This is a genomic window from Micromonospora jinlongensis, from assembly GCF_013410645.1.
Taxonomy (GTDB): domain Bacteria; phylum Actinomycetota; class Actinomycetes; order Mycobacteriales; family Micromonosporaceae; genus Micromonospora; species Micromonospora zamorensis.
The window spans coordinates 6,169,543-6,190,516 of sequence record NZ_JACCHK010000001.1; the positions used below are offsets into that span (position 1 = coordinate 6,169,543).

Sequence of the window (20,974 nt, forward strand, 5' to 3'; positions counted from 1 at the left end):
CTCCGGTCGGGTGACGCTCAGAGCGGCAGAAGATCCTTGACGTTGCCCTGCAACAGGGGCAGATTGCCGCTGTTGGCCTGCGTGCCCACCAGGTGCACCGGGACGGCGCCCGTACAACTGACAGCGAGATTGGACAGGGTGCAGCCGGACAGCATCCAGCGGGTGCCCAGCAGGTTCGTGGCGCGGATGTCGCTGTACCAGAGGGTGTTGCCGGTGAACGTGGGCGGCAGGACGCCATCGACGACGACGCCGGCGCCGGGATTGCGGTCAGCCCCGCCGATCGGAAAGGCCAACGAGGTGCTCCATCGCACGGGCACACCGCCGTTGCAGTGGTTGAAGGTGTTGCCGGTCACGCTGCCGTGCCCCCAGTTGTCGCTGGTGAGAGCGCCGTACGGGCTGGTCTGGGCGAACGAGTAGTAGGCGCCGTAGCAACCGACGACGACGTTTCCGTTGATCGTCCAGTTCCCGGACGAGTTCCAGATCGCGAGTCGGCACGACGTGAAGCTGTTCGCGGTCAACTGCGAGTATTCGCTGCGGTCCGCCAGAGAGACACCGAAGTAGCAGCGGTGGAAGGCGTTGCCGCTCACCTTGAGCCGGTAGCCGAAGTAGTCGTCCGCCGTCGACCCGGTGACCGCTAGGCCGGCGCCGCGCCAGTTCGTGAAGTCGCAGTCCAGGATCCGGACGCCGGTGCTGCGGCTGATCCGTATGCCGACGTGCGCGAACTGCGGTGCTGAGTCGACCGGGCTCGCCTGGCGCCCGAGAAAGTGGACTCCACTGATGGTGACACTGCTGCGACCCGCGATGGACAGGGCGCCGGTCTGGTCGTTGGCGACGGTGACCGTCGCGCCGTTGCCGACGATGACGCAGCGATCGGGCAGGGCGACAGGAGCGGCAAGGGTGTACGTGGCACCGGGTGTGAGCTGCACCTGGGGCGTGCGGGCGAGGACGGCGTTCCAGTCGTCGGTGACACCGAGGACCGGGAGGGACGTCGAACCGATCGCGGCGTCGGCCCGGCCGGACGGCGTGACGGCGGCGAGGGCACCGGCGGCGCCCGCCACAGCGACCGCGCGGCGGGAGATTCCTGTAGTCATGGTTGTCCTTCGGATAGCGGGAAGAGAGAATTGTCTTACGTCAGATGTCGGACGAACTTACGAGCCTTATCGACACTCGTCAAGGGCTCCTCGACGCCGGGTGGGTCGCCCGCGTGGTCGCCGCACGTGGGACAGGTCAGCAGGCGCCGCGTGCAACTTTCTGCAAGCTCTGGGGGTGCACCCGCGGCAGCTCACCAACCGACTCCGCTGCCTCACCACTCCTCGCTGATCCTCGTGGCTATGGGGTGGCCCAACGGCGTACGCCAGCTCCAGGCGGGTTGAGGGACCTTGACGGCAGTAGGCTCAGATCCTAGGGTCTGCAACATCCTGATTGATATGGGCGCTCGTATATCACGAAAGATCATGCGTGCTCGTGTAGCCGGCATCTGCCGGAGGAGGCGGCCAGATGACGATCGAAGACCCGCCGCAGGTCCGGGGTCGGGGTCGGGGCGACCTGATCATCTCGGTGGCGCTCAATCCGGCCCTGGACATCACCTACACCGTTCCCCAACTGGTCCCGGACACGTCGCACCGGGTCACCGGCGTGGTCGCCCGTGCCGGGGGCAAGGGCCTGAACGTCGCCCGGGTGCTGCGTCAACTGGGCGCCGAGACAGTGGTCCTGGGTCTGCTCGGCGGTGCCTCCGGCGAGCACATCGAGGCGGAACTGGTGGCGGTCGGCGTACCGGCGCAGTTCACCCGCCTCGGCGCGGAGACCCGTCGGACGGTGACCGTCCTCGCGCAGGGCACGGCGACCGTCCTCAACGAACCCGGCCCGCACGTCACCGAGGCGCAGTGGGCGGCGTTCCGGGACGCGTTCGCTGAGCGGGTGCGGGCCGCACGGGTGGTGGTGCTGTCCGGCAGCCGGCCGCCGGGCGTACCCGAGACCGCGTACGCCGAACTCGTCACCATCGCGCGAGCCGCCGGAGCCGAGACCATCGTGGACGCCGACGGCCCCGCGTTGCGGCATGCGTTGGCCGCTGGACCGGCGTTGGCGAAACCGAACGCCCACGAGGCGGCGGACCTGCTCGGCCGCCCGGTACGCACCCGCGACGACGCCGTGGAGGTCGCGCACCAACTGGTCCGGCTCGGGGCCGACGCCGGCGTCGTCTCCCGTGGTGCCGACGGGTTCGTCGCGGTCACCGGCGGGACTGCCTACAGCGCCCGCGCGCCGGAACGGGTGTCCGGCAACCCGACCGGCGCCGGTGATGCCCTCGCGGCCGTGCTCGCGTACGGGCTCCTCACCCGCGCGCCCTGGCGGGACGTCCTCGCCCGAGGTGCGGCCGTCTCGGCGGCTGCCGTGGCGTGCCCGTGGGCCGGCGAGTACGACGACGACCTGGCGGCCCGGCTGCTGGCCCAAACCACTGTGGAACAACTCGACAGAGAGCAGGAACCGTGTCACACGTCGCCTCCGAGATAGCCTCCCAGCCCGAGACGTGGCGTCGCGCCGCGGACCTGGTCGCCCAGCCGGGCGTGGCGCGGGCGCTGCCCCAACCGGGTGAGCGCGTTGCCGTCGTCGGCTGCGGCACGTCGTACTTCATGGCGCAGAGTTTCGCGACGCTGCGCGAGTCGGCGGGCCAGGGGGAGACCGACGCCTTCGCCGCCTCGGAGTTCCCCGCCGGGCGGCGCTACGACCGCGTCGTCGCCATCACCCGTTCCGGCACCACCACCGAGGTGATCCGGCTCCTCGAGCAGTTGCCGGCCGGCAGCCGGTCGACAGTGCTCACGACCGACGCCGACCGTCCGGTGAACCGGCTCGCGACCGACTGCGTCGTCCTCGACTTCGCCGACGAGCAGTCGGTGGTGCAGACCCGCTTCGCCACGACCGCGCTCGCCGTCTGGCGCGCCGGCCTCGGTGAGGACCTGACCGAGGCGATCGATCAGGCGCGGGCCCAGCTGGGCACCCCGCTCGATCCGGCGATTGTCGACCGGAGCCAGTTCACCTTCCTCGGCACCGGCTGGACCGTCGGCCTGGCGCACGAGGCGGCCCTCAAGCTGCGGGAGGCCGCACAGATGTGGGCCGAGTCGTACCCGGCGATGGAGTTCCGGCACGGCCCGATCAGCGTGGTGGACCACCGGTCCGTGGTCTGGATCTTCGGGCCGGTGGTGCCCGGCCTCCGCGACGATCTGGCCGCTACGGGCGCGATCGTCGTGCATGAGGACGTCGACGCCATGGCGCATCTCACCACCGCGCAGCGGCTCGCGGTCGAGCTCGCGAACCGTCGCGGACTGCACCCGGACCAGCCCCGGCTGCTCACCCGGTCCGTCGTCCTGACCGCGCCGGTTGCCTGAGGACCTCTGATGACTCTCGTGCCCACCGCCGACCTGGTGGCGGCGGCCCGAGCCGCCGGCACCGGCGTGCTCGCCTTCAACGTGATCACGATCGAGTACGCCCAGGCGATCTCCGCGGCGGCGGAGATCGCCGGCCGGCCCGCGATCCTGCAGATCAGCCAGAACGCGGCGCGCTACCACTCGGGCCTGTCGGCTATCGCTGCGGCGACGGCCGAGGTCGCCTGGAGGTCCAGCGCGACCCTGTCGCTGCACCTGGACCACGTCGACGACATCAGTCTGCTGGAGCAGGCTCCCGACTCGGGCTTCAGCTCCGTGATGGTCGACGCGTCCGCGCTGGCGTACGCCGCCAACGTGGCGACCACCCGCAAGGCGACCGAGTGGGCGCATGATCGCCAGCTGTGGGTGGAGGCCGAACTCGGCTACGTCGGCGGTAAGCCGGACGCTCCGGCGAGCGCCCACACCGCCGGCGTCCGCACCGACCCGTCCGAGGCCGCCCGGTACGTGGCCGAGACCGGCGTCGACGCTCTCGCCGTCGCGGTGGGCAGTTCGCACGCGATGGCCGACCGCACCGCCTCGTTGGATCTCGACCTGGTGGCCGCGATCCGCGAAGCCGTACCCGTGCCCCTGGTCCTGCACGGTTCCTCCGGGGTGCCGCTGGAGCAGATCCGCGCCGCGGTCGGTCATGGCATGGTGAAGATCAACGTCGGTACGGCCCTCAACGTGGCGTTCACCGACGCGGTCCGTGCGGCCCTGCCGGAGTCCCGGGACCCGCGCCGCTACCTCGGGGCGGGACGGGACGCGGTGACCAGGGCTGTCGAACGACTGCTCACGCTCCTCCCCGCGACGCCGTAGCCAGCCGCCGCTGCCGGGCGGTGCTCTGCTCCTACGCCGTGGGGAGCGCTGGCAGGGGCTCGGACATGTTGAGCCGCAGGGCGGCCGCGACGGCGCCTAGGGCACCGCCCTCGTCGCCGAACTGGGCCGTCACGACGCCCAGGCGGCGGGTGTGTCCGGGGATCGCCAGCTGACCGATGGCCGTCCGGACCGGTTCGAGCACCGCTTCACCGGCATGGGCGAGGGTGCCACCGATGGCCACCTTGCCCGGGTCCAACTGCACCACCATTCCCGACAGGACTCGGCCGAGCAGCGTCGCGGCGTGCCGCACCACATCGGAGACGATCGGCTCGCCGGCGAGTGCCCGCGCGACCAGATCGGCCGGGTCCGCGACGGTGACGCCGCGCCGGGCGCACTGCTCGATCAGCGCCGACGGGCGGATCAGCAGCTCAAGGCAGCCACGGCCACCGCACGGACAGGGGTCGCCGTCGGGCTCGACGCTGACGTGACCGATCTCGCCAGCCGCGCCGTGCGCTCCTCGGGCGAGCCGGCCGTCGACGATGAGCCCGCCACCCACACCGTCACTCCACCGGACGTAGATGGCGTCCCGTACGTCACGGGTCGCCCCCCAGGTGCCTTCGGCCAGCGCGGCCAGTCGGGAGTTGTTGTCGGTGACGACGGCGACGCCGTACCGGTCCTGAATTCGGGTGCTGATCTGCTTCGCAGCCACCGAGGGGCTGCTGCCGCTGCCGCCGGCCGAACGGCTCCGCCCGGCCACCAGGCCCGGCAGGCCGAGGCCGATCGCCTCCAGAGCCCGCAGGTCGATGTCGTGCTCCTGCACGAGGTCGTCGATCAGCTTGATCGCGGCGTTGGCTCGTCGGGCCGGCCCCGCCGTCAGCGGGATGGCGCGGCTGCCCCGGGCCAGGATGTCGTGGCCCAGGGTGGCGACGATGACGGTGATCGTCGTGCGGCCGAGGTCGATGCCGACGATCCGGCCGGCGGACGGGTTGAGGCTGACGGTCGTGGACGGCCGTCCCCGGCCCCGGTGGCCGGACAGCGCAGGCTCGCGCTCGACGACCACACCGCGGGCGATGAGGTCGCCGATGATGTCGAACAGCGTGGTGCGCGACAGCCCGGTCAGTCGGATGAGCTCGGCCCGGCTGAGCGGGCCGGCGCTGCGGAGCTGAGCCAGCAGGACCTCGGTGTGTGCCAGCCGCACACGCTGCATGGCATCCGGGCGTTCGATCACCGGACCATCATGACCGATGCCTCGTTTCCCATGTCGTTGCGGCAGCGTACGGGCGCGGTGGCCGACGCCGCCACCAGTGCGAGGTGACGGCGCCGGCCGGTGGTCAGGGTGCTCGGACCGTGACGGTCAGCGCCGCCTCGACGGGGGAGGCCCCGGCCGAGCGCGCCGACAGCGTCCCGGTGTACGTCCCCGGTGCGCCGAACGTGCGTCGGGACACCACGGTGAACGCGCTGTTGATCTGCATCGCGGGGATGCTCGGGTCCCGCGTGGCGGTCGGTGTGAGCGCCTCCACCCGCCCGTCGCTCCAGGTGACCGTGGCGGTCAGGTCGGCGGTGCGGAGTCCGGGGGCGGTGACCGTCCAGGTGGCGCCGGCCGGTGCGCCGACGACCGCGGTGGCCGGACGTCCGATCGCCTGCTTGCGCCACGCCACGTCCGCGGTGGGGAAGAAGTTGACGCCCTGGACCGTCAACCGCCCCCCGGCCACCGACAGACGGGTGGTGAAGTCGGCGTAGCTGCGCTGCGCCTGCGGCGTCCAACCGACCTCGGCGGTGGCGACGAGGCGCGGAAAGCTGTAGTACTGCGCCTGGCCGATGCGACGGATGAACTCGCCCCAGAGCGCCGATTCGACCCCGAGCACGCTGGTCTCGGCGATGTTCGGGATGAAGGTGCCGGGGTCCCAGTTGTAGTGCCGGTCCAGCCCGCACGGTCCGCCGCACGCCCAGGTGCCGCCGAGCGGCTGACGGGAGTCCTGCTTCTGCGGCAGGTACGTGTGGGGGGCGGGGGAGAGGACGACCTGGGCGCCGCGGCCGGTCACCGCGTTGGCCACCGCGGTGCGGTCGCCGTTCCAGTACTGTACGACGGCCCTGTTCTGTGGCAGCGTCGTGCCGGCGTACTCGTTCCAGCCGACCACCGTCTTCCCGAGCGAGGCGACAGTCGAGGTGAAGGCGTTCACCATCGTGGTGTAGTTCGCGTGGCTGGTGACGTGGGCCTCGTCGCCGCCGATGTGCAGGTACGGCCCCGGCGTCATGGCGGCGATCTGGGTCAGGACCTGCGTGACGAACTCGTACGTCGTCGTGCTGGCCGAGTCGAACGTCGAGTAGCCGACATTGCCGGTGCCGTTGGCCGGGGCGGTCCGCTGTCCGGCGGCCGGTTTCGGCTGGGCGCCGGTCGTGTTCAGCTGGGGGATGGCGTGCAGCGCCGCGTTGGTGTGCCCCGGCATGTCGATCTCCGGGATGACCGTCATGCCGTTCACGCCGGCGTAGCGCACGATCTCGGCGTAGTCGGCCTTGGTGTAGAAGCCGGTGACACCGAGCTCGGTGCCCATCAGCTGGCCGCTGTCGTTGTAGGTCATGGCGGTACGGCCACTGACCGTGGTGAGCAGGCCGTAGTCGATGCCCGCCGGGTTGCTCGCCGGGTTGTCGAGGGCGATCCGCCAGCCCTGGTCGTCGGTCAGGTGCAGGTGCAGGCGATTGATCTTGTATTGGGCGGCGCCGTCGATGTACGCCTTGATCTCGCTCATCGGGTAGAAGCTGCGAGCGACGTCGAGCATCATCCCGCGGTGGGCGAAGCGTGGGTAGTCGGAGATCGTCACCGCCGGCACGGTCCACGTGGCGTCGACGACGGTGTCGGACTCCACCCACTGGGGGAGGAGTTGCCGCAGCGTCTGCACCCCGTTGAGTGCGCCGTTCGCCGTGTCGGCGCTGATCTGGACCTTCGCGGTGGTGACGACGAGCCGGTACCCCTCGGCGGCCTGCCCGGCGGGGCCCTTGCCGGCGCCGACCTCGACGACGATGGGCGCGGGCGCGGTGCTCTGGGTGACCACCGGCAGGCCGTACCCGGTGGCCGGGCGTAGCAGGCCGGCGAGGTAGGTCGCGGGCGCGGCCGCCGGTGCCCCGACCGCGACGATGGGCGTGTTCCGGTTCAGCGTGTACGGCGTGCCGCCGTTCTCCGTCACCGACACCGGCCTGGGCAGCAGGCCCAGCGAGGGCGCGGGTGCGGGCGCCGTCTCGTTCCAGATCTCGAATTCGGAGATGGAGTAGCCGTAACCCGCCCACCGCTGGTGCCCCTGCATGCGCACGTGGGACACGGGCTGCGCCGAGTTCACCGCGATGACGTCCGTCCGGGGGCAGGTGTCGCGTTGGACGCGGGCGACGTCCGTCCAGGTGGTGCCGTTGGTCGAGGTCTGCAGGGTGAAGTCACGGGCGCACGCGTTGGGCCAGGCGAGCACGACGTGGTCGACAGTGGCAGGGGTCGCCAGCCGTACCTGCACCCAGTTGGCGTCCTGGTACTTCGACGACCACCGGGTGTTGCGGTCGCCGTCGTTGACGTGGGCGGCGACGAAGTCGGCCCGGTCGAGCTCGACGCTCGACGCGGTGGCGGTGCCGGTCCGGGCCAGGTTCACCGGCGCGGCGGCAGCCGCGGCCGGCGTGCCGGAGGTGACCGGCGCGACGAGCGTCGCGGCGATCAGCAGGGCGACGAGGGCGGCGAGGCGCCGGCGTCTCGATCCGGTGCTGTGGCGGGAGCGTGGAATCGACATGGGACTCCTTGGGCCGTCGCCCGGAGCGCCGGGCGGCTGGGGTGGCTCGGTACGCCGCAGTCTGACGAGAGTCGTCAATTTAGTCAATGCGTCGCACAATATCCGGTGCCCGCGGCGGGGTGGGCGGGCGTTGTCACGGCAGCGCCGTCACCCTAGGGTTGCTGGTCACCGGACATCGGATGTCTTATGAATCGAGGCAGTGCCGCCAGCTCGGCAATTTTAGTCCGAAGGGTTGACATGATTAGTCCGGTCACCAAAGATTCCCTTACCTTGCGCGCCGCCCACCCGGAAGGCGCGCTTCAATCCGACCTGGGCTACGGAGGGCCACCGTGCCGATAGACGTTCAACCGCCCCGGACCCGCGGGTCGGAGACCACCCGCGCGGCGTCGCCACCACGCCGCGCCGTACCGCTGCTGGCGTGGAACGTGATCGCCGTCGTGCTCGGCATCGGCATCTGGACCGTGCTCGCCCGGGTCGGGGTGTCGGGCCTTCCCGGGCCGCAGGCGGTCGCCGTCCGCGCCGGTGAACTCGCCATGGACGGCACCCTGCTCGACGACAGCCTCGCCAGCCTGCGCCGGGTGCTCATCGGATTCGCGCTCGGCACCGCCCTCGCGATCCCGGTCGGCTTCCTGATGGGGTGGTACCGGACGGCACGTGGCCTGATCGAGCCCTACGTGCAGTTCTTCCGCACGATCCCGCCCCTGGCCGTCATCCCGTTGGCCATCCTGCTCATGGGCATCGGGGAGACGCCGAAGATCTTCGTCATCTTCCTGGCCGCGTTCCTGTCCTGCGTCGTGTCGACGTTCCAGGGCGTGGTGAGCGTCGAACGCACCATGATCAACGCAGCCCGGGTGCTCGGCGCCAACGACGCCGTGGTGTTCCGCCGGGTCATCGTCCCCGCGTCCACTCCGTTCATCCTGGTCGGCATGCGCGTCGGCCTCGGCGCGGCGTGGGCGACCCTGGTGGCCGCCGAGCTGATCGCCGCGCAGGAGGGCCTCGGCTACCGCATGCAGCAGGCGCAGATCTACTACGACCTGCCGAGCATCTTCGTCGGCCTGATCACCATCGGTGTGCTCGGCCTGATCATGGACCGGCTCCTGCTCACCGCGGAGAAGCGCCTCACCGGATGGCAGGAACGTCGATGACCGAGAAGATCTCTTTCCGCTCCACCAGCCGCACGTTCGAGGTGGGCGGCAAACCGTTCCACGCGCTGCGGAACGTCGACCTGGACATCGCCGACTGCGAGTTCGTCACGGTGGTCGGCCCGTCCGGCTGCGGCAAGTCGACACTGCTGAACATCGCGGCCGGCCTGGTCGAACCCACCGGCGGTGAGGTGCTCGTCGACTCGCGACCGGTGCGTGGGCCCGGCCCGGAACGCGGCGTCATCTTCCAGCAGTACGCGCTGTTCCCCTGGCTGACCGTGCGCCAGAACGTCGAGTTCGGTCTCCAGATCGCCAAGGTCGGGCGGGCTGAGCGGCGGCGACGGGCGCAGCACTTCATCGACCTGGTGGGCCTCACCGACTTCGCCGACGCGCTGCCCCGGATGCTGTCCGGCGGTATGCGGCAGCGGTGCGCCATCGCCCGCGCGTACGCCGTCGACCCCGGCGTCCTGCTGATGGACGAACCCTTCGGCGCCCTGGACGCCCTCACGCGGGTGCAGATGCAGGATCAGCTGCTGGCCACGTGGGGCTCCGAGCGACGCACCGTCATGTTCATCACCCACGACGTCGACGAGGCCGTCTACCTCGCCAACCGGGTCGTCGTCATGGCTGCCCGGCCCGGCCGGGTGCACGAGGTCATCGACGTCGACCTGCCGTACCCGCGCACCGAAGCCGTTCGCCTGTCACCGGAATTCTCCCGGATCCGCAATCGGGTCTGGCGCGCCGTCTACCACCAGACCCCTCAGGAAGGTGCATCGCAATGAGCCCTCTCTCCCGTCGATCCCTGCTGACCGGCATCGCCGGCCTCGGCACCGCCGCGGCCCTCGCCGCCTGCGGCGACGACGACCAGTCCGGATCCGGCGGCTCCGGCAGCGAGCCGGTGAAGCTGGGCTACATCGCCGACTTCACCGGCGCGAGCCTCATGGCGATCGCCGACGACAGGAAACTGTGGGCCGAACACGGTCTCAAGCCGGACCTGAAGGTCTTCACCAACGGCCCCCTGCAGGTGCAGGCGCTCGGCGCCGGCGACCTCGACTTCGGCTACCTGGGCCCGGGCGCGATGTGGCTGCCGGCCTCCGGCAAGGCCCGGGTCGTCGCCATCAACTCGCTCGGTTTCGCCGACCGGGTCATCGCCCAGCCGGGCATCACCTCCATGGCCGCGCTCAAGGGCAAGAAGGTCGGCGTGCCGGAAGGCACCTCTGGCGACATGATCGTGCGGCTGGCCCTGCGGAGCGCCGGCCTCTCCATCGACGACGTCCAGAAGGTCGCGATGGACCCGAGCACTGTCGTCACCGCGTTCGGGTCGGGCCAGATCGACGCGGCCGGCATCTGGTACCCGCTCATCGGCACCATCAGCAAGCGGGTGCCGAAGCTGACCGAGCTGGCCAAGAACGACGACTTCTACCCGGCCATCAGCTTCCCGTCCGCCTACGTGGGCCGCAACGACGTGGTGACCGGCAAGCCGGAGCTGGTGAAGAAGGTGCTCGCGGTGCTGCGTGCCGCCAACGACGAGCGGGCGGCCAACCTGGACCGCGCTGTCGAGGTCACCGCGAAGTTCCTCAAGTCGGCCCCGATCGACCAACTGCGCGCCGAAGCCGCCAACGCCCGCTTCCTGCCGTCCGTCGAGCTCGCCGCCAAGTCCACCGACGGCACCGTCGCGGGTTGGCTCACCGGCCTCAACGGGCTCTTCAAGGACCTGGGGAAGCTGCCGAACGCTGTCGACCCGAGCACCTACTACGACGCCGCCGCGTACGCGTCCTGAGGCGGGTCGCGTGAGAAAGGATCAGCACGTGCGGCCCAACATCGTCTTCATCATGGCCGACGACCACGCCGCGCACGCGGTGGGCGCCTACGGAAGCAAGATCAATGAGACGCCACACATCGACCGCATCGCGGCCGGCGGTGCTCTCCTGGAAAACTGCTTCTGCACCAACTCGCTGTGCGCGCCCAGCCGGGCCACCATCCTCACCGGCACCTACAACCACGTCAACGGCGTGCAGACGTTGTCGACCGAGTTCGACAACCGGCAGCTCGTCTTCCCGGAGCTGCTGCGCCGCGCGGGCTACCAGACGGCCCTGGTCGGTAAGTGGCACCTCGGGCACGGCCCGGAGCACGATCCCCGGGGGTTCGACTACTGGGAGGTCGTGCCCGGCCAGGGTCGGTACCGCGATCCCGTCTTCATCGGTATGGACGGCACCGAGCAGGTCCGTCCGGGCTACTGCACGAACATCATCACCGACCTGGCCGTCGACTGGCTCGACCAGCGCGACCCGCAACGACCCTTCTGCCTGCTGGTGCACCACAAGGCGCCACACCGCAACTGGGAACCCGACGACAAGCACCGCGACATGTACGTCGACGACGTGGCCGTGCCGGGCTCGTTCGACGACGACCACTCGGGGCACGCCGCCGCCGCCCGGGCCGCCCGGATGCGGGTGGACCGGGACCTGACCGCCGACGACATCAAGGAGATGCTGCCACCACACCTCGACCCCGACGAGGCCGCCCTCTGGACCTACCAGCGCTACATCAAGGACTATCTGCGCTGCGTCGCCAGCGTCGACGACAACGTCGGCCGCCTGCTCGACTATCTCGACGAGCACGGGCTGACCGACGACACCATCGTCGTCTACACGTCCGACCAGGGCTTCTTCCTCGGTGACCACGGCTGGTACGACAAGCGGTTCATGTACGAGGAGTCGCTGCGGATGCCGTTCCTGATCCGCTACCCGGCGGAGATCCCGGCCGGCTCCACCACCAGCGCGCTCGCCATGAACGTCGACTTCGCCCAGACGTTCCTCGACTACGCCGACGTGCCGGCCGACTCCCGCATGCAGGGACGCTCACTGCGACCACTGCTGCGCGGCGAGGACGTCGACGACTGGCGGCAGTCGGTGTACTACCGCTACTGGGAACACGACGACGACGAGCACCACGTGTGGGCGCACTACGGCGTACGCACCCACGACCACAAACTGGTCTACTACTACGCCGACGGGCTGGGTCTGCCCGGCACCTCCGCCACGGCGCAGGAGCCGGAGTGGGAGCTGTTCGACCTGCGCGCCGACCCGTGGGAGATGCGCAGCGTCTACGACGACCCGGCGTACGGGCGGATCAGGGCCGCGCTCGTCGAGGAACTCGCCCGCGTCCAGCGGGAGTGTGGCGACGTCCCGTGGCAGCCCCCGGCGCCGGTCAGCGGGTGACGGACGAGGCACCTCCCGCGCCGGCCGACCGGGGCCGCCCCGACCGCCGCTGGCCACGCCGCGTCTACGGGGTGGGCACGGAGCCCGACCCCCGGTTCACCCTCGCCAACGAGCGCACCTTCCTCGCGTGGCTGCGGACCGCGCTGGGTCTCATGGTGGCCGCCGCGGCGGTCAAGGCCTTCGGCGCGGAAGGCTCGCAGTGGGCGGCGGCCGTGCTGGCGGTGCTCGCCGTCGGGGTGGCCGTCGAGGCGTTCCCCCGCTGGAGCCGCAACGAACGGGCGCTGCGGCTCCAGCTGCCGTTGCCGTCCACCCCCGTCGCGGTCGTGTCGGCGGTGGGGGTGGTCGTGGCCGGCCTGACCATCCTCGTCGTGGTGCTGATCTGATGTCGGTGCTGATCTGATGTCGTGGTGCTGATGTGACGGAGCCACCGCGGCTCGCCGACCGGGGAGCACAGGCCGAACGCACCCTGCTCGCGTGGCTGCGCACCGCGCTGGCGACGGCCACCGTGCTGCTGGTCGTCGGCCGGGAGTTGGTGCCCCGTCATCCGATCGCGGCGGGGATCGTGCTGGCATGCACTCCGCTCGCCGCCGCGGTGGCCGTGCTGGCGCGCCGTCGGTATCGGACCGTCCGACTGCCCACCCACCTGGGTCAGCCGGAGGGTGCCGTACTGCTGGCCGCCGGCAGCGCGCTGGTCGTGACGGGCGGCGTGGCGGTCCTCGCCCATGTTCTCGCCCGGTAGGGCGGACTGCCGTCGACCCTGCCGTTCCGGGGCACACCAGCGTCGCCCCGGAACGGCAGAGCGACCGGTCAGGCCGTCGAGCCGTACAGGTTGATCTCGGCGGCGGAGGCGTACCCGGCGCCGTTGGCGGCGCGGGTGGTGCGCAGGCGTACGTGCCGGGCCGTGGTGGGCGCGAAGACCGCCGACTTCAGGGTGCTGCCGGAGCCGAAGGTGCCGGCGGCGATCTGGGTCCAGGTGGTGCCGTCGGTGCTGGTCTGGATCTGGTAGTCGGCGATGGTGCCGTTGGTGCCACCGTCCTGGCGGGGCAGGTAGTCGAGCTTGTCGATGCGGAAGGTGCTGCCGAGGTCGATGGTGATCTGGTGCGGCATGGCGGCGACACCGCCGACGTAGCGGGTGTGCCAGATGGTGGCGGGATTGCCGTCGATGGCGTTGGCGGCGGCGCCGTTCTCGCCGACCGTCTCGACGCTGTCCGCCGTCGCGGTCCAGCGGGCGCGCGACAGCTGTGGGCTGTCTCCGCCGCCGATCGCCTCATCCGTCGGCGTGGCCTGGAAGACGGCCACCTCGAACGGTGCCAGCGTGATGCTCACCGGTGCGGCGGGACCCGACACGAAGCCGGATCGGCGCCCGTCGCGCTCGGTGAACCTGTACCGCTGGTGTGTCCCGCCGGGCAGCTCGAAGACCGTCTGCGGGTTGACAGTGAAGCTCTGCGCGGACGCCGACGGGTTACGCAGCATCAGCATGCCTTTGGACGCCCCGGCCGAGGAGTTCCAGGCGGCCGTGCCGTATGCGGCGCCCGCCGCCGGGTCACCGCCGACCCAGTGCACGTCACTGAGCAGTCCCTGGTTGGCGCGGGCCCACTTCGCGTTCGCCGCCACGGTGTCCCAGAACCAGGCCGCGCCAGGCCTGCTGGCGTCGACGAGCGTGTTGCGCACGTACAGCTCCTGCAGGCTCAGGCCGAGCGCGAAGTAGGCGCGGATGTCCTGCGACACCTCCGCCTGGACGCTCGGTTTGGTGAGGTCGTAGTCGGCGGTGAACTGTGGTGTGCGGTCGGAGAAGATGACCCCGTGGTTCATCAGGCTCGGGATCGGGAACAGCGGGTTCTGCATGGTGTTGTTGCGGAACGTCTCCGAGTCGCGGTAGTTGACGTAGCGCTGCTGGGCGCTGCCGGCGCCGACCAGGCCCGCGTCGTGCCCGTCGCGCCAGATCGAGTCGGTGTACCACAGCCAGTACGGCGATCCCCAGGTGCCGACGGTGGCGTTGACGAACACGTCCTTCTGGTGCGCCCGTAGGTCGCCGGTCAGCCCGAGCAGTGCCTCGTAGTCCGCGATGTAGTTCGCGTTCGGGCCGGACTGGTAGAGCCCGCCGCCGATGCCGTCGAGCTTGAAGCCGCGTACCCCCTGGTTGTCCATCATGTTGAAGGCGACCGACCGGAACCGGTCGTAGTAGCGGGCGCCGCCGAGCTTGAACTGACCGCCGCTGTGGGTTTCCAGCCGCTGGTCGGCCGGCTTGCTCGCGTTGATGGCCTGGCGGGTGGCGGCGCTGGTGCCGTACCCGCCGAACGGTGACATCCACACCGACATCGATGCGCCGTACTGCGCGGCCGCGGCCTTCTGCGGTGCGAAACCGGTGGGGAACTGGGTCGGGTCGAACGACCAGACGTTCAGGTTCGTCTCGTCGACCGGGGGCGTCCGTAGATAGTCCCAGCCGTCGTCTACCCAGAAGCTGTCGATGGTGGCGCCGCGGTTGCGCAGCTGGGTGCCGAACAGGTTGATGGCCCGGGTCAGCTCGGCGCTGTTGATGACCTCGCCGGGTGGCTTGAGGTCCAGCCAGCTCTGGTAGTGCAGGAACGTCCGGCGGTCGTGCGCCCGTTCGCGTTGCAGGTAGTACTGGAACGAGCGGCGCAGCTGCCCGGCGGGTGAGACGCCGGTGGAGGCGGTGTAGACCCACGACGCGCCGGCGGTGAGGTCCCCGGCACGGGGCACCGCGATATCGACGGTGGACCCGTTCACTGTGGCCTTCGCCATCGGGTTCTCGATGCCGACGAACACCGTCTCACCGCCGGCCGTGCCGTGCACCACCGGGCTGCCGTCGTCGTTGCCGCGCACCCGTGCGTCCGTCAGGTTGAGTTCCACCAGGCGCAGCGACGTGACGTCGAACGTGCCGGCCACCGAGCGCACCGTGAAGCTGTGCTGCACGGAGTTGGCGCCGCCGCGCAGCCGTACCTGCCACTGCACGTCGAGGGTCCGCGCGCCGCCGCCGTACCGGAAGGTGGTGGTGACCGCCTTGCCGGCGAAGCGTTCCGCGAGCCGTGCCGACCCGGCGTTCGCCGGCAGGTCGCTGACCACCGGACCGGCGGAGACGCTCGTGTTCGCCGTCGTGATGGTGCTGCCGTCGGCCAGGGTGAGGGTGAAGAGCCCGCGCAGGCTCATCGGCACTGTGGTGTTCGCCGCCCGGTTGTCGAACCGGGTCAGCGACACCGTGCTGCCCTGCACGCTCCAGGTGGTCGACAGCGCGGCGTTGGCCACTGTGAAGCTGCCGCCGGAGAGCGACGCCGTCGCCGCGCCCGGCTGGACACCGGGGAAGACCAGTCCGGCGGCGTCGGTGTAGGTCGGGTCCGCCGGGACCGCCGCGCCGGCCGGGGCCGGATGGCCCCCGACCGTTGCGACGGCACCAGCGACCAGAGTCAGGACGATGGTGGGCACGACGAGCCGCCGTGGCCGTGCTGTCGATAAGGATGGCAGGGGCATGGCGTGCTGCATCGTGCCTCCATCTGTGGTTCAGGCGGTGGGGGTGCTCCAGCGCTGGTTGGCGCCGTTGGTGCAGGGCCAGAGGATGAGGCGGGTGCCGTTGGCGGTCCCGCCGCCGTTGGCGTCGAGGCACTTGCCACCGGTGCGGTAGCTGCCGGTGGCCGCGTCGTAGGTCCAGCGCTGGTACGTGGCGGTGGAACAGGTGCGGATCACGATTGCGGTGCCGTCGGTGAGGCTTCCGTTCGCCGGCTCCAGGCACTTGCCGAGGGCGGTGAGGGTGCCGTCGTTGCGGTGGGTCCACGTCTGGTTGCCGCCGCTGTTGCAGTCCCAGAGGTTGACCGCGGTGCCGTCGGTGGTGTTGCTGCCGGGGATGTCGAGGCAGCGGCCACTGGCGGTGCCGGTGATGACGCCCTTCTTCGGGCCGTAGACCTCGAACTCCCAGAGGGAGTAGCCGAAGGTGGTGGCGCGTTGGGTGCCCTGCATGCGCACGTAGCGTGCGGTGGTGTTGAGGAGGTGCTCGTCGGTGCCGCCGTCGCCGGCGGTGACGGTCGCCGCGGTGGTCCAGGTGGTGCCGTTGGTGGAGGTCTGGATCTGGTACGCCCGGGCGTAGGCGGCCTCCCAGCGCAGTGCCACGCGGGAGAGTTCCTGGCTGCTGCCGAGGTCGACCTGGATCCAGCTCGGGTCGGTGTAGGCCGAGGACCAGCGGGTGCTGATGTCGCCGTCCACCGCCGCCGAGGCCGGGAAGCTGGCCGTCTCGGTCGACGACGCGGTCACCGGGCGGTTGGTCGCCAGGTTGCCGGCGGTCGCCGCCGGGCCGCCGGGAGCCCGGCCGATCCGGTCGATGATCGCGCCGAAGGCGGTGTACGTGGCGGCCGGCTTCGGTGAACCCCAGGTCTGCTGGGCGATCACCCGCAGGATGGTCCGGATGCCCGCCGCGATCTGGTCCTCGGTCTCGGCGTCCGGGTAGTCACACCAGATGTGCAGCACCGTGCCGAGGTTGCGGGACGTGTCGCCGACGGTGGTGTTGCCCTGGAACCGGTCCGGGGTCCAGGTCTCGTACGCCCACGTCACGTTCGGCTTGGCGATGGCGGGGACGTAGTAGGTGGGGTCCCACGCCTGGTTGGAGATGGTGTGCCCACGGTCCAGCAGGGCCTGCGGGGTGATGCCGTAGTTGTACCAGACCTCGACGTGGATGTTGGACGCCGGCCGGATGGTGCCGTCGGTGCCGATGCCGTCGTTCCACATGCGGGTGGTCTTGCCGCCGGCGCGGACGATGTCGTTGGCCCAGTTGATGAAGCCGTAGTAGGTGTCCTTCGCTGTGGCGTTCGGCCCGTAGGTCGCGCGGGCGTAGGTCAGCAGCTGCGGGTACGCGGCGTAGTTGCCGACGTACTCGTCCGCGCCGATGTGCCAGTACCGGCCGGGGAACAGCGGCAGGAACTCGGTGATGAGGTCCCGGGCCAGGGTGTAGGCACCCGGCTTGGACAGGTCGAGGTAGTAGGGGTTGCGGTTGCCTGCGGTGTCGGCGAGCTGCAGGTCCGGATGGTTGGCCAGGACGGCATTCATGTGGCCGGGCATGTCGATCTCGGGAATGACCTCGATGTGGTACTGGGCCGCCAGGGCGATGAGGTCGCGGATCTGCTGTTTGGTGTAGTGCTGCTCCGACACCACCTCCGGGTGGGTGGTGCTCTCCAGCCGGAAGCCGAACGTGTCGGACAGGTGCAGGTGCAACCGGTTCATCTTCAGGTAGGCCAGCTCCTTGACGTGCCGGCGGAGCCAGTCGACGGTGAAGTACTTGCGACCGACGTCGACCATCATGCCGCGTTCGGACTTGGTCGGGGCGTCGGTGGTCGTGCCGGCCGGCACCGTGCTGGACTGCTTGAGCAGTTGCAGCACCGTCCGGGTGCCGTAGAAGGCACCGGCGTCGGTCGAGCCCTGGATGGCGATGCTCGACCCGACCGTCATCGTGTAGCCCTCGGCGGGTTGGCTGCCGCCCAGGGTCAGCCGGATGTCGCCGGTCGCGGCCGTTCCCGTGGTGACCGGGACGGTGCGGCCGGTCAGGTCCCGCAGATCCGCGGCGAAGGTGGCCGCGTCGTCGTTGAGCTGGGCGGTGTACGCGGGATCGACCACGATCCGGGTCGCGGCACCGAAGGTGTAACTGCCGGTGCCCGCCGTCCACTGCTTCAGCGCCGGGATCACCTGCAGATCACCCGGTACGGCCGAGGCCGGCGTGACTGGCACGGTCAACAGTGCGGCGGCGAGTACCCCCACCGCGCCGGTGACGCTGATACGTCGAAGACGCATGATTCGCTCCTCTCAAAGGGCTGGGAAAATCAGCAGGACGCCGGGTTGGCGGTGCTGTCGGTGGCGTACGCGGTGAGAGTCGCGACCTGCGGGACACCGCGCGCGGCGGTGACCCGCAGCCGCAGCCGGTCGCTGTTCACGGCGGCGGACAGCGGCACGATCCGCTTGTAGCCGACCGTTCCGGCGGCGGCGACCTGTTGCCAGCCGCCGTTGATCCAGGCGTCCACGGCGAACGCCTCGATGCGCTGGCCGTTGCCGACCGACTCCTGCAACACGAGCCGGTCGAACGTGCGGGCCCGGCAGGCGGTCAGTTCGACAGCGCCGGTGGTGGCACCACCCGAGGGCGACCAGTACGTGCCCAGGGCCGCGTCGGTGAGGGCGGCGTGGGTGCCGGTCGCGCCCGTCTTGGCGAACAGCTCCCGGCCGTACCGCGAGCGTTGGGCGGTGCCGAACCCGTCGAGGGCGGTGACGTCCGGCGCGTCGATCACGCCGGCCCGGTTCGGCGGGACGTTGAGCAGCAGATTGGCGTTGCGACCTACCGCGTTCTCGTAGAGCTGCATCAGCGCCGCCGGCTGCTTGACCGAGCCGTTCTGGCCGGCGTGCCAGAACCAGCCGGGCCGGATCGACACGTCCGCCTCGGCCGGATACCACGACAGGTACGTGACCGTCCCCAGGTTGCGCCCGATCAGCGCGCTGGAACCCAGGTCGCTCGACGCGGCGCCGGTGAGCATGTCGTCGTCGCGGTTCAACGCGCCGGGATCGGTGCCCTTGAACGGCAGCGCGCTCCACTCGTCGGCCCGGAACGCCCCGGACTCGGAGCCGACCCAGCGCACGTCCGGGCCGTTGATCGCGATCGTGGCGCCTGGTTGCAGGGCCCGGATCAACCGGTACCAGTCACCGACCTGGTACGGCTGCGGGTACGCGGTGTACGGGTTGGCGCCGTCGAACCACACCTCGGCCATCGGCCCGTACTCGGTGAGCAGCTCGTAGAGCTGGTTGAGGAAGTAGGCGTTGTAGTCGTCGGCCTGATACGTGTACGTCTGCGTCGGGGCCCGGGTGTCCCCGGCGACGAGCGTCGGGATGGTGACGTTCCGCTTGGCGCTGCCGTTGCCGAACCGGTCGCCGCCACGCCGGCCGGGGATCTCCGCGCCGTCGGCGGGGGAGAGGTAGAAGCCAACGGCGAGACCTGCCGAGCGGGCGGCGTCGACGGTGGCGCGCAGGATGTCGTTCTGGCTGGTCCGGCCCCACCAGGGGCTGCTGCGTACCGAGTGGGTGCTGTATCGCGACGGGTAGAGCAGGAACCCGTCGTGGTGCTTGACGGTGAGGATGACCTGCTTGAACCCGTTGCGCTTGAGCACGTCGATCCACTGTGTCGGGTTGACCACCGTCGGGTTGAATTGGGCCGGGTCCTCGTTCCCGCTGCCCCATTCGACGTCGGTGAAGGTGTTCATGCCGTAGTGCAGGAACGCCGTCAGCTCGCGTTGTTGCCAGGCCAGTTGGGCGGCTGACGGCGTGACCTGGGCTGCCTTCTGCCGGATCCGGTCGAGGGTGTCGCACCGGTCGACGGTGATGACGGTGGCCGGCGTGACCGGGCCGCTGCTGCCGGGGTCGCCCGCGCAGCCGGGGGGCGGCGGGGTGCCACCGCAGACCGGCGCGTCGAGTTGGAAGTCGGCCGGGCCGGCGGCGCCGGTCATCGACGCGAGGGCGATGGCGTCCAGCGTGCCGTGCCAGCCGCGGTTGCGAGCGCCGGCGTCGTTGCCGAAGGCCAGCAGGCCCTGCGACGCGTTGGCCGCAGCCACCGGTGTGGTGACTGCGGTGCCCACCTGGCAGCCGTTGACGTACGCGACGAGCCGTGCCGCGCTGTCACTCACGTACTCGTAGGCCAACGCCACGTGGGTGTCCTGCGTGTCGGGCAGGTTCGGCCCGCTCTGCCGGGTGTCGTGGTACGGCGCATCCGGCCCGTACATGCCGAACTCGGTAGTGGTCTGCGAGCCGCTGGCGTAGCGGTAGTAGCCCCCGCCGGCGAGGCTGAGCAGCGTGTCGAAGGTGATCGTGGCGCCGCTCTGTCGGCGTACCACCGCCTCGGCCAGCAGGCTCTTGTTGACGTACTTCGCACTGGTCACCGGGATCCGTGGGGTGAACCCGATGCCGGTGCCGCCGCCGGTGAGCGTGACGGTCGTACCGCTGATCACCTCACCGCCGCCCAGCCGGGTGAGCTGCCCGTCGACCAGCTCCCCGGTCGAGGGGGTGTAGCCGGAGGCGGAGGTGAACGTGCCGCTGAAGCCGACGTCGAGCAGCGGTTGGTAGTCAGCCGCCGCGACGCGCCACTGCTGGTTGGTGGCTGTGCCGCAGGGCCAGAGGATGACTGCGGTGTTGTTGGTGGTGCCGCCGCCGTTGGCGTCGAGGCAGGTGCCGGTGGCCTGGTTGCGCAGGGTTCTGGTGGTGGTGTCGTAGGTCCAGCGTTGGTTGGTGGCGGTGCCGCAGGTGGTGATGGTCGCGGCGGCGCCGTTGGTGGTGCTGGCGGGGGCGAGGCATTTGCCGCGGTTGCGGATGGTGTTGTCGGCCTGGCGGGTCCAGATCTGGTTGGTCGCTCCGGTGCAGTCCCAGAGGATCAGGGCGGTGCCGTCGGTGGTGGCGGCGCCGGGCACGTCGACACAGCGTCCGCTGGCCACTCCCGTGATCGTGCCGTCCCCCGGAGCCGCGGTGGCCGGTGCCGCCGGTGGGGTCAGCTGAACCAGGCAGGTGGCGAGCAGGGCCAGGGCGGCCAGGGTGGCTCCGCTTGCGCGCGCACGGCGGCGCAGGGTGCGGTTCATGGGGGTGTCCTCTCC

15 protein-coding genes are annotated in these 20,974 nt (G+C 70.6%); 9 read left to right on the forward strand and 6 right to left on the reverse strand.

From position 1 onward, the window contains the following. Positions 1-17: 17 nt before the first annotated feature. Entirely contained in the window at positions 18-1,091 is a 1,074-nt protein-coding gene (locus HNR22_RS27805; protein ID WP_179782840.1) for a right-handed parallel beta-helix repeat-containing protein, read from the reverse strand. A gap of 406 nt (positions 1,092-1,497) precedes the next feature. On the opposite strand from HNR22_RS27805, the gene HNR22_RS27810 reads away from it, so the two are divergent. The 3 genes from HNR22_RS27810 to HNR22_RS27820 are packed head-to-tail and all read left to right on the forward strand — an operon-like array spanning position 1,498 to position 4,232. Further along, positions 1,498-2,508 carry a 1-phosphofructokinase family hexose kinase gene (locus HNR22_RS27810; RefSeq protein WP_246381010.1) on the forward strand — a complete coding sequence of 337 codons (1,011 nt, stop codon included), beginning with the start codon at positions 1,498-1,500 and terminating at the stop codon, positions 2,506-2,508. Further along, positions 2,484-3,380, forward strand: coding sequence for an SIS domain-containing protein (locus tag HNR22_RS27815; RefSeq protein ID WP_179782841.1), 897 nt, complete (start codon positions 2,484-2,486; stop codon positions 3,378-3,380). Before HNR22_RS27810 ends, HNR22_RS27815 begins: the two co-directional genes overlap by 25 nt. 9 nt (positions 3,381-3,389) lie before the next feature. Next, positions 3,390-4,232, forward strand: a complete 843-nt coding sequence (locus HNR22_RS27820) for a class II fructose-bisphosphate aldolase (RefSeq protein ID WP_179782842.1) — start codon at positions 3,390-3,392, stop codon at positions 4,230-4,232. Between the two features lie 31 nt (positions 4,233-4,263). Here the strand turns inward: HNR22_RS27820 and HNR22_RS27825 are convergent, their stop codons facing one another. Continuing rightward, positions 4,264-5,460, reverse strand: a complete 1,197-nt coding sequence (locus HNR22_RS27825) for an ROK family protein (protein WP_218906747.1) — start codon at positions 5,458-5,460, stop codon at positions 4,264-4,266. A 103-nt stretch (positions 5,461-5,563) separates the two neighbouring features. Continuing rightward, positions 5,564-7,996, reverse strand: a complete 2,433-nt coding sequence (locus HNR22_RS27830) for a family 20 glycosylhydrolase (RefSeq protein WP_179782843.1) — start codon at positions 7,994-7,996, stop codon at positions 5,564-5,566. 329 nt (positions 7,997-8,325) lie between these two features. Between HNR22_RS27830 and HNR22_RS31530 the strand changes: the two genes are divergently transcribed. Genes HNR22_RS31530 through HNR22_RS27860 form a run of 6 tightly spaced genes read left to right on the forward strand, consistent with a single transcriptional unit; the run spans position 8,326 to position 13,098 of the window. Then, positions 8,326-9,141: an ABC transporter permease subunit gene (locus HNR22_RS31530; protein WP_218906749.1), complete on the forward strand. Its 816-nt coding sequence runs from the start codon at positions 8,326-8,328 to the stop codon at positions 9,139-9,141. Next, positions 9,138-9,920 carry an ABC transporter ATP-binding protein gene (locus HNR22_RS27840; RefSeq protein ID WP_179782844.1) on the forward strand — a complete coding sequence of 261 codons (783 nt, stop codon included), beginning with the start codon at positions 9,138-9,140 and terminating at the stop codon, positions 9,918-9,920. Before HNR22_RS31530 ends, HNR22_RS27840 begins: the two co-directional genes overlap by 4 nt. Further along, entirely contained in the window at positions 9,917-10,918 is a 1,002-nt protein-coding gene (locus tag HNR22_RS27845) for an aliphatic sulfonate ABC transporter substrate-binding protein (RefSeq protein WP_179782845.1), read from the forward strand. The genes HNR22_RS27840 and HNR22_RS27845 overlap by 4 nt, the downstream gene beginning before the upstream one ends. A gap of 28 nt (positions 10,919-10,946) precedes the next feature. Beyond that, on the forward strand, positions 10,947-12,359 hold the full coding sequence (locus tag HNR22_RS27850; protein WP_218906751.1) for a sulfatase family protein: 1,413 nt from the start codon (positions 10,947-10,949) through the stop codon (positions 12,357-12,359). After that, entirely contained in the window at positions 12,329-12,742 is a 414-nt protein-coding gene (locus HNR22_RS31535; protein ID WP_218906753.1) for a YidH family protein, read from the forward strand. Before HNR22_RS27850 ends, HNR22_RS31535 begins: the two co-directional genes overlap by 31 nt. 32 nt (positions 12,743-12,774) lie before the next feature. After that, positions 12,775-13,098 (forward strand): DUF202 domain-containing protein, encoded by a 324-nt coding sequence (locus tag HNR22_RS27860; RefSeq protein WP_179782846.1) that lies wholly within the window; start codon positions 12,775-12,777, stop codon positions 13,096-13,098. 68 nt (positions 13,099-13,166) lie between these two features. On the opposite strand, the gene HNR22_RS31935 is transcribed toward HNR22_RS27860, so the two are convergent. From HNR22_RS31935 to HNR22_RS27875, 3 genes are all read right to left on the reverse strand, one after another. After that, positions 13,167-15,800 (reverse strand): discoidin domain-containing protein, encoded by a 2,634-nt coding sequence (locus tag HNR22_RS31935; RefSeq protein ID WP_179782847.1) that lies wholly within the window; start codon positions 15,798-15,800, stop codon positions 13,167-13,169. 75 nt (positions 15,801-15,875) lie between these two features. Then, entirely contained in the window at positions 15,876-18,146 is a 2,271-nt protein-coding gene (locus HNR22_RS27870; protein ID WP_179782848.1) for a family 20 glycosylhydrolase, read from the reverse strand. A 29-nt stretch (positions 18,147-18,175) separates the two neighbouring features. Further along, entirely contained in the window at positions 18,176-20,959 is a 2,784-nt protein-coding gene (locus HNR22_RS27875) for an alpha-L-fucosidase (protein WP_179782849.1), read from the reverse strand. Between the last annotated feature and the right edge of the window lie 15 nt (positions 20,960-20,974).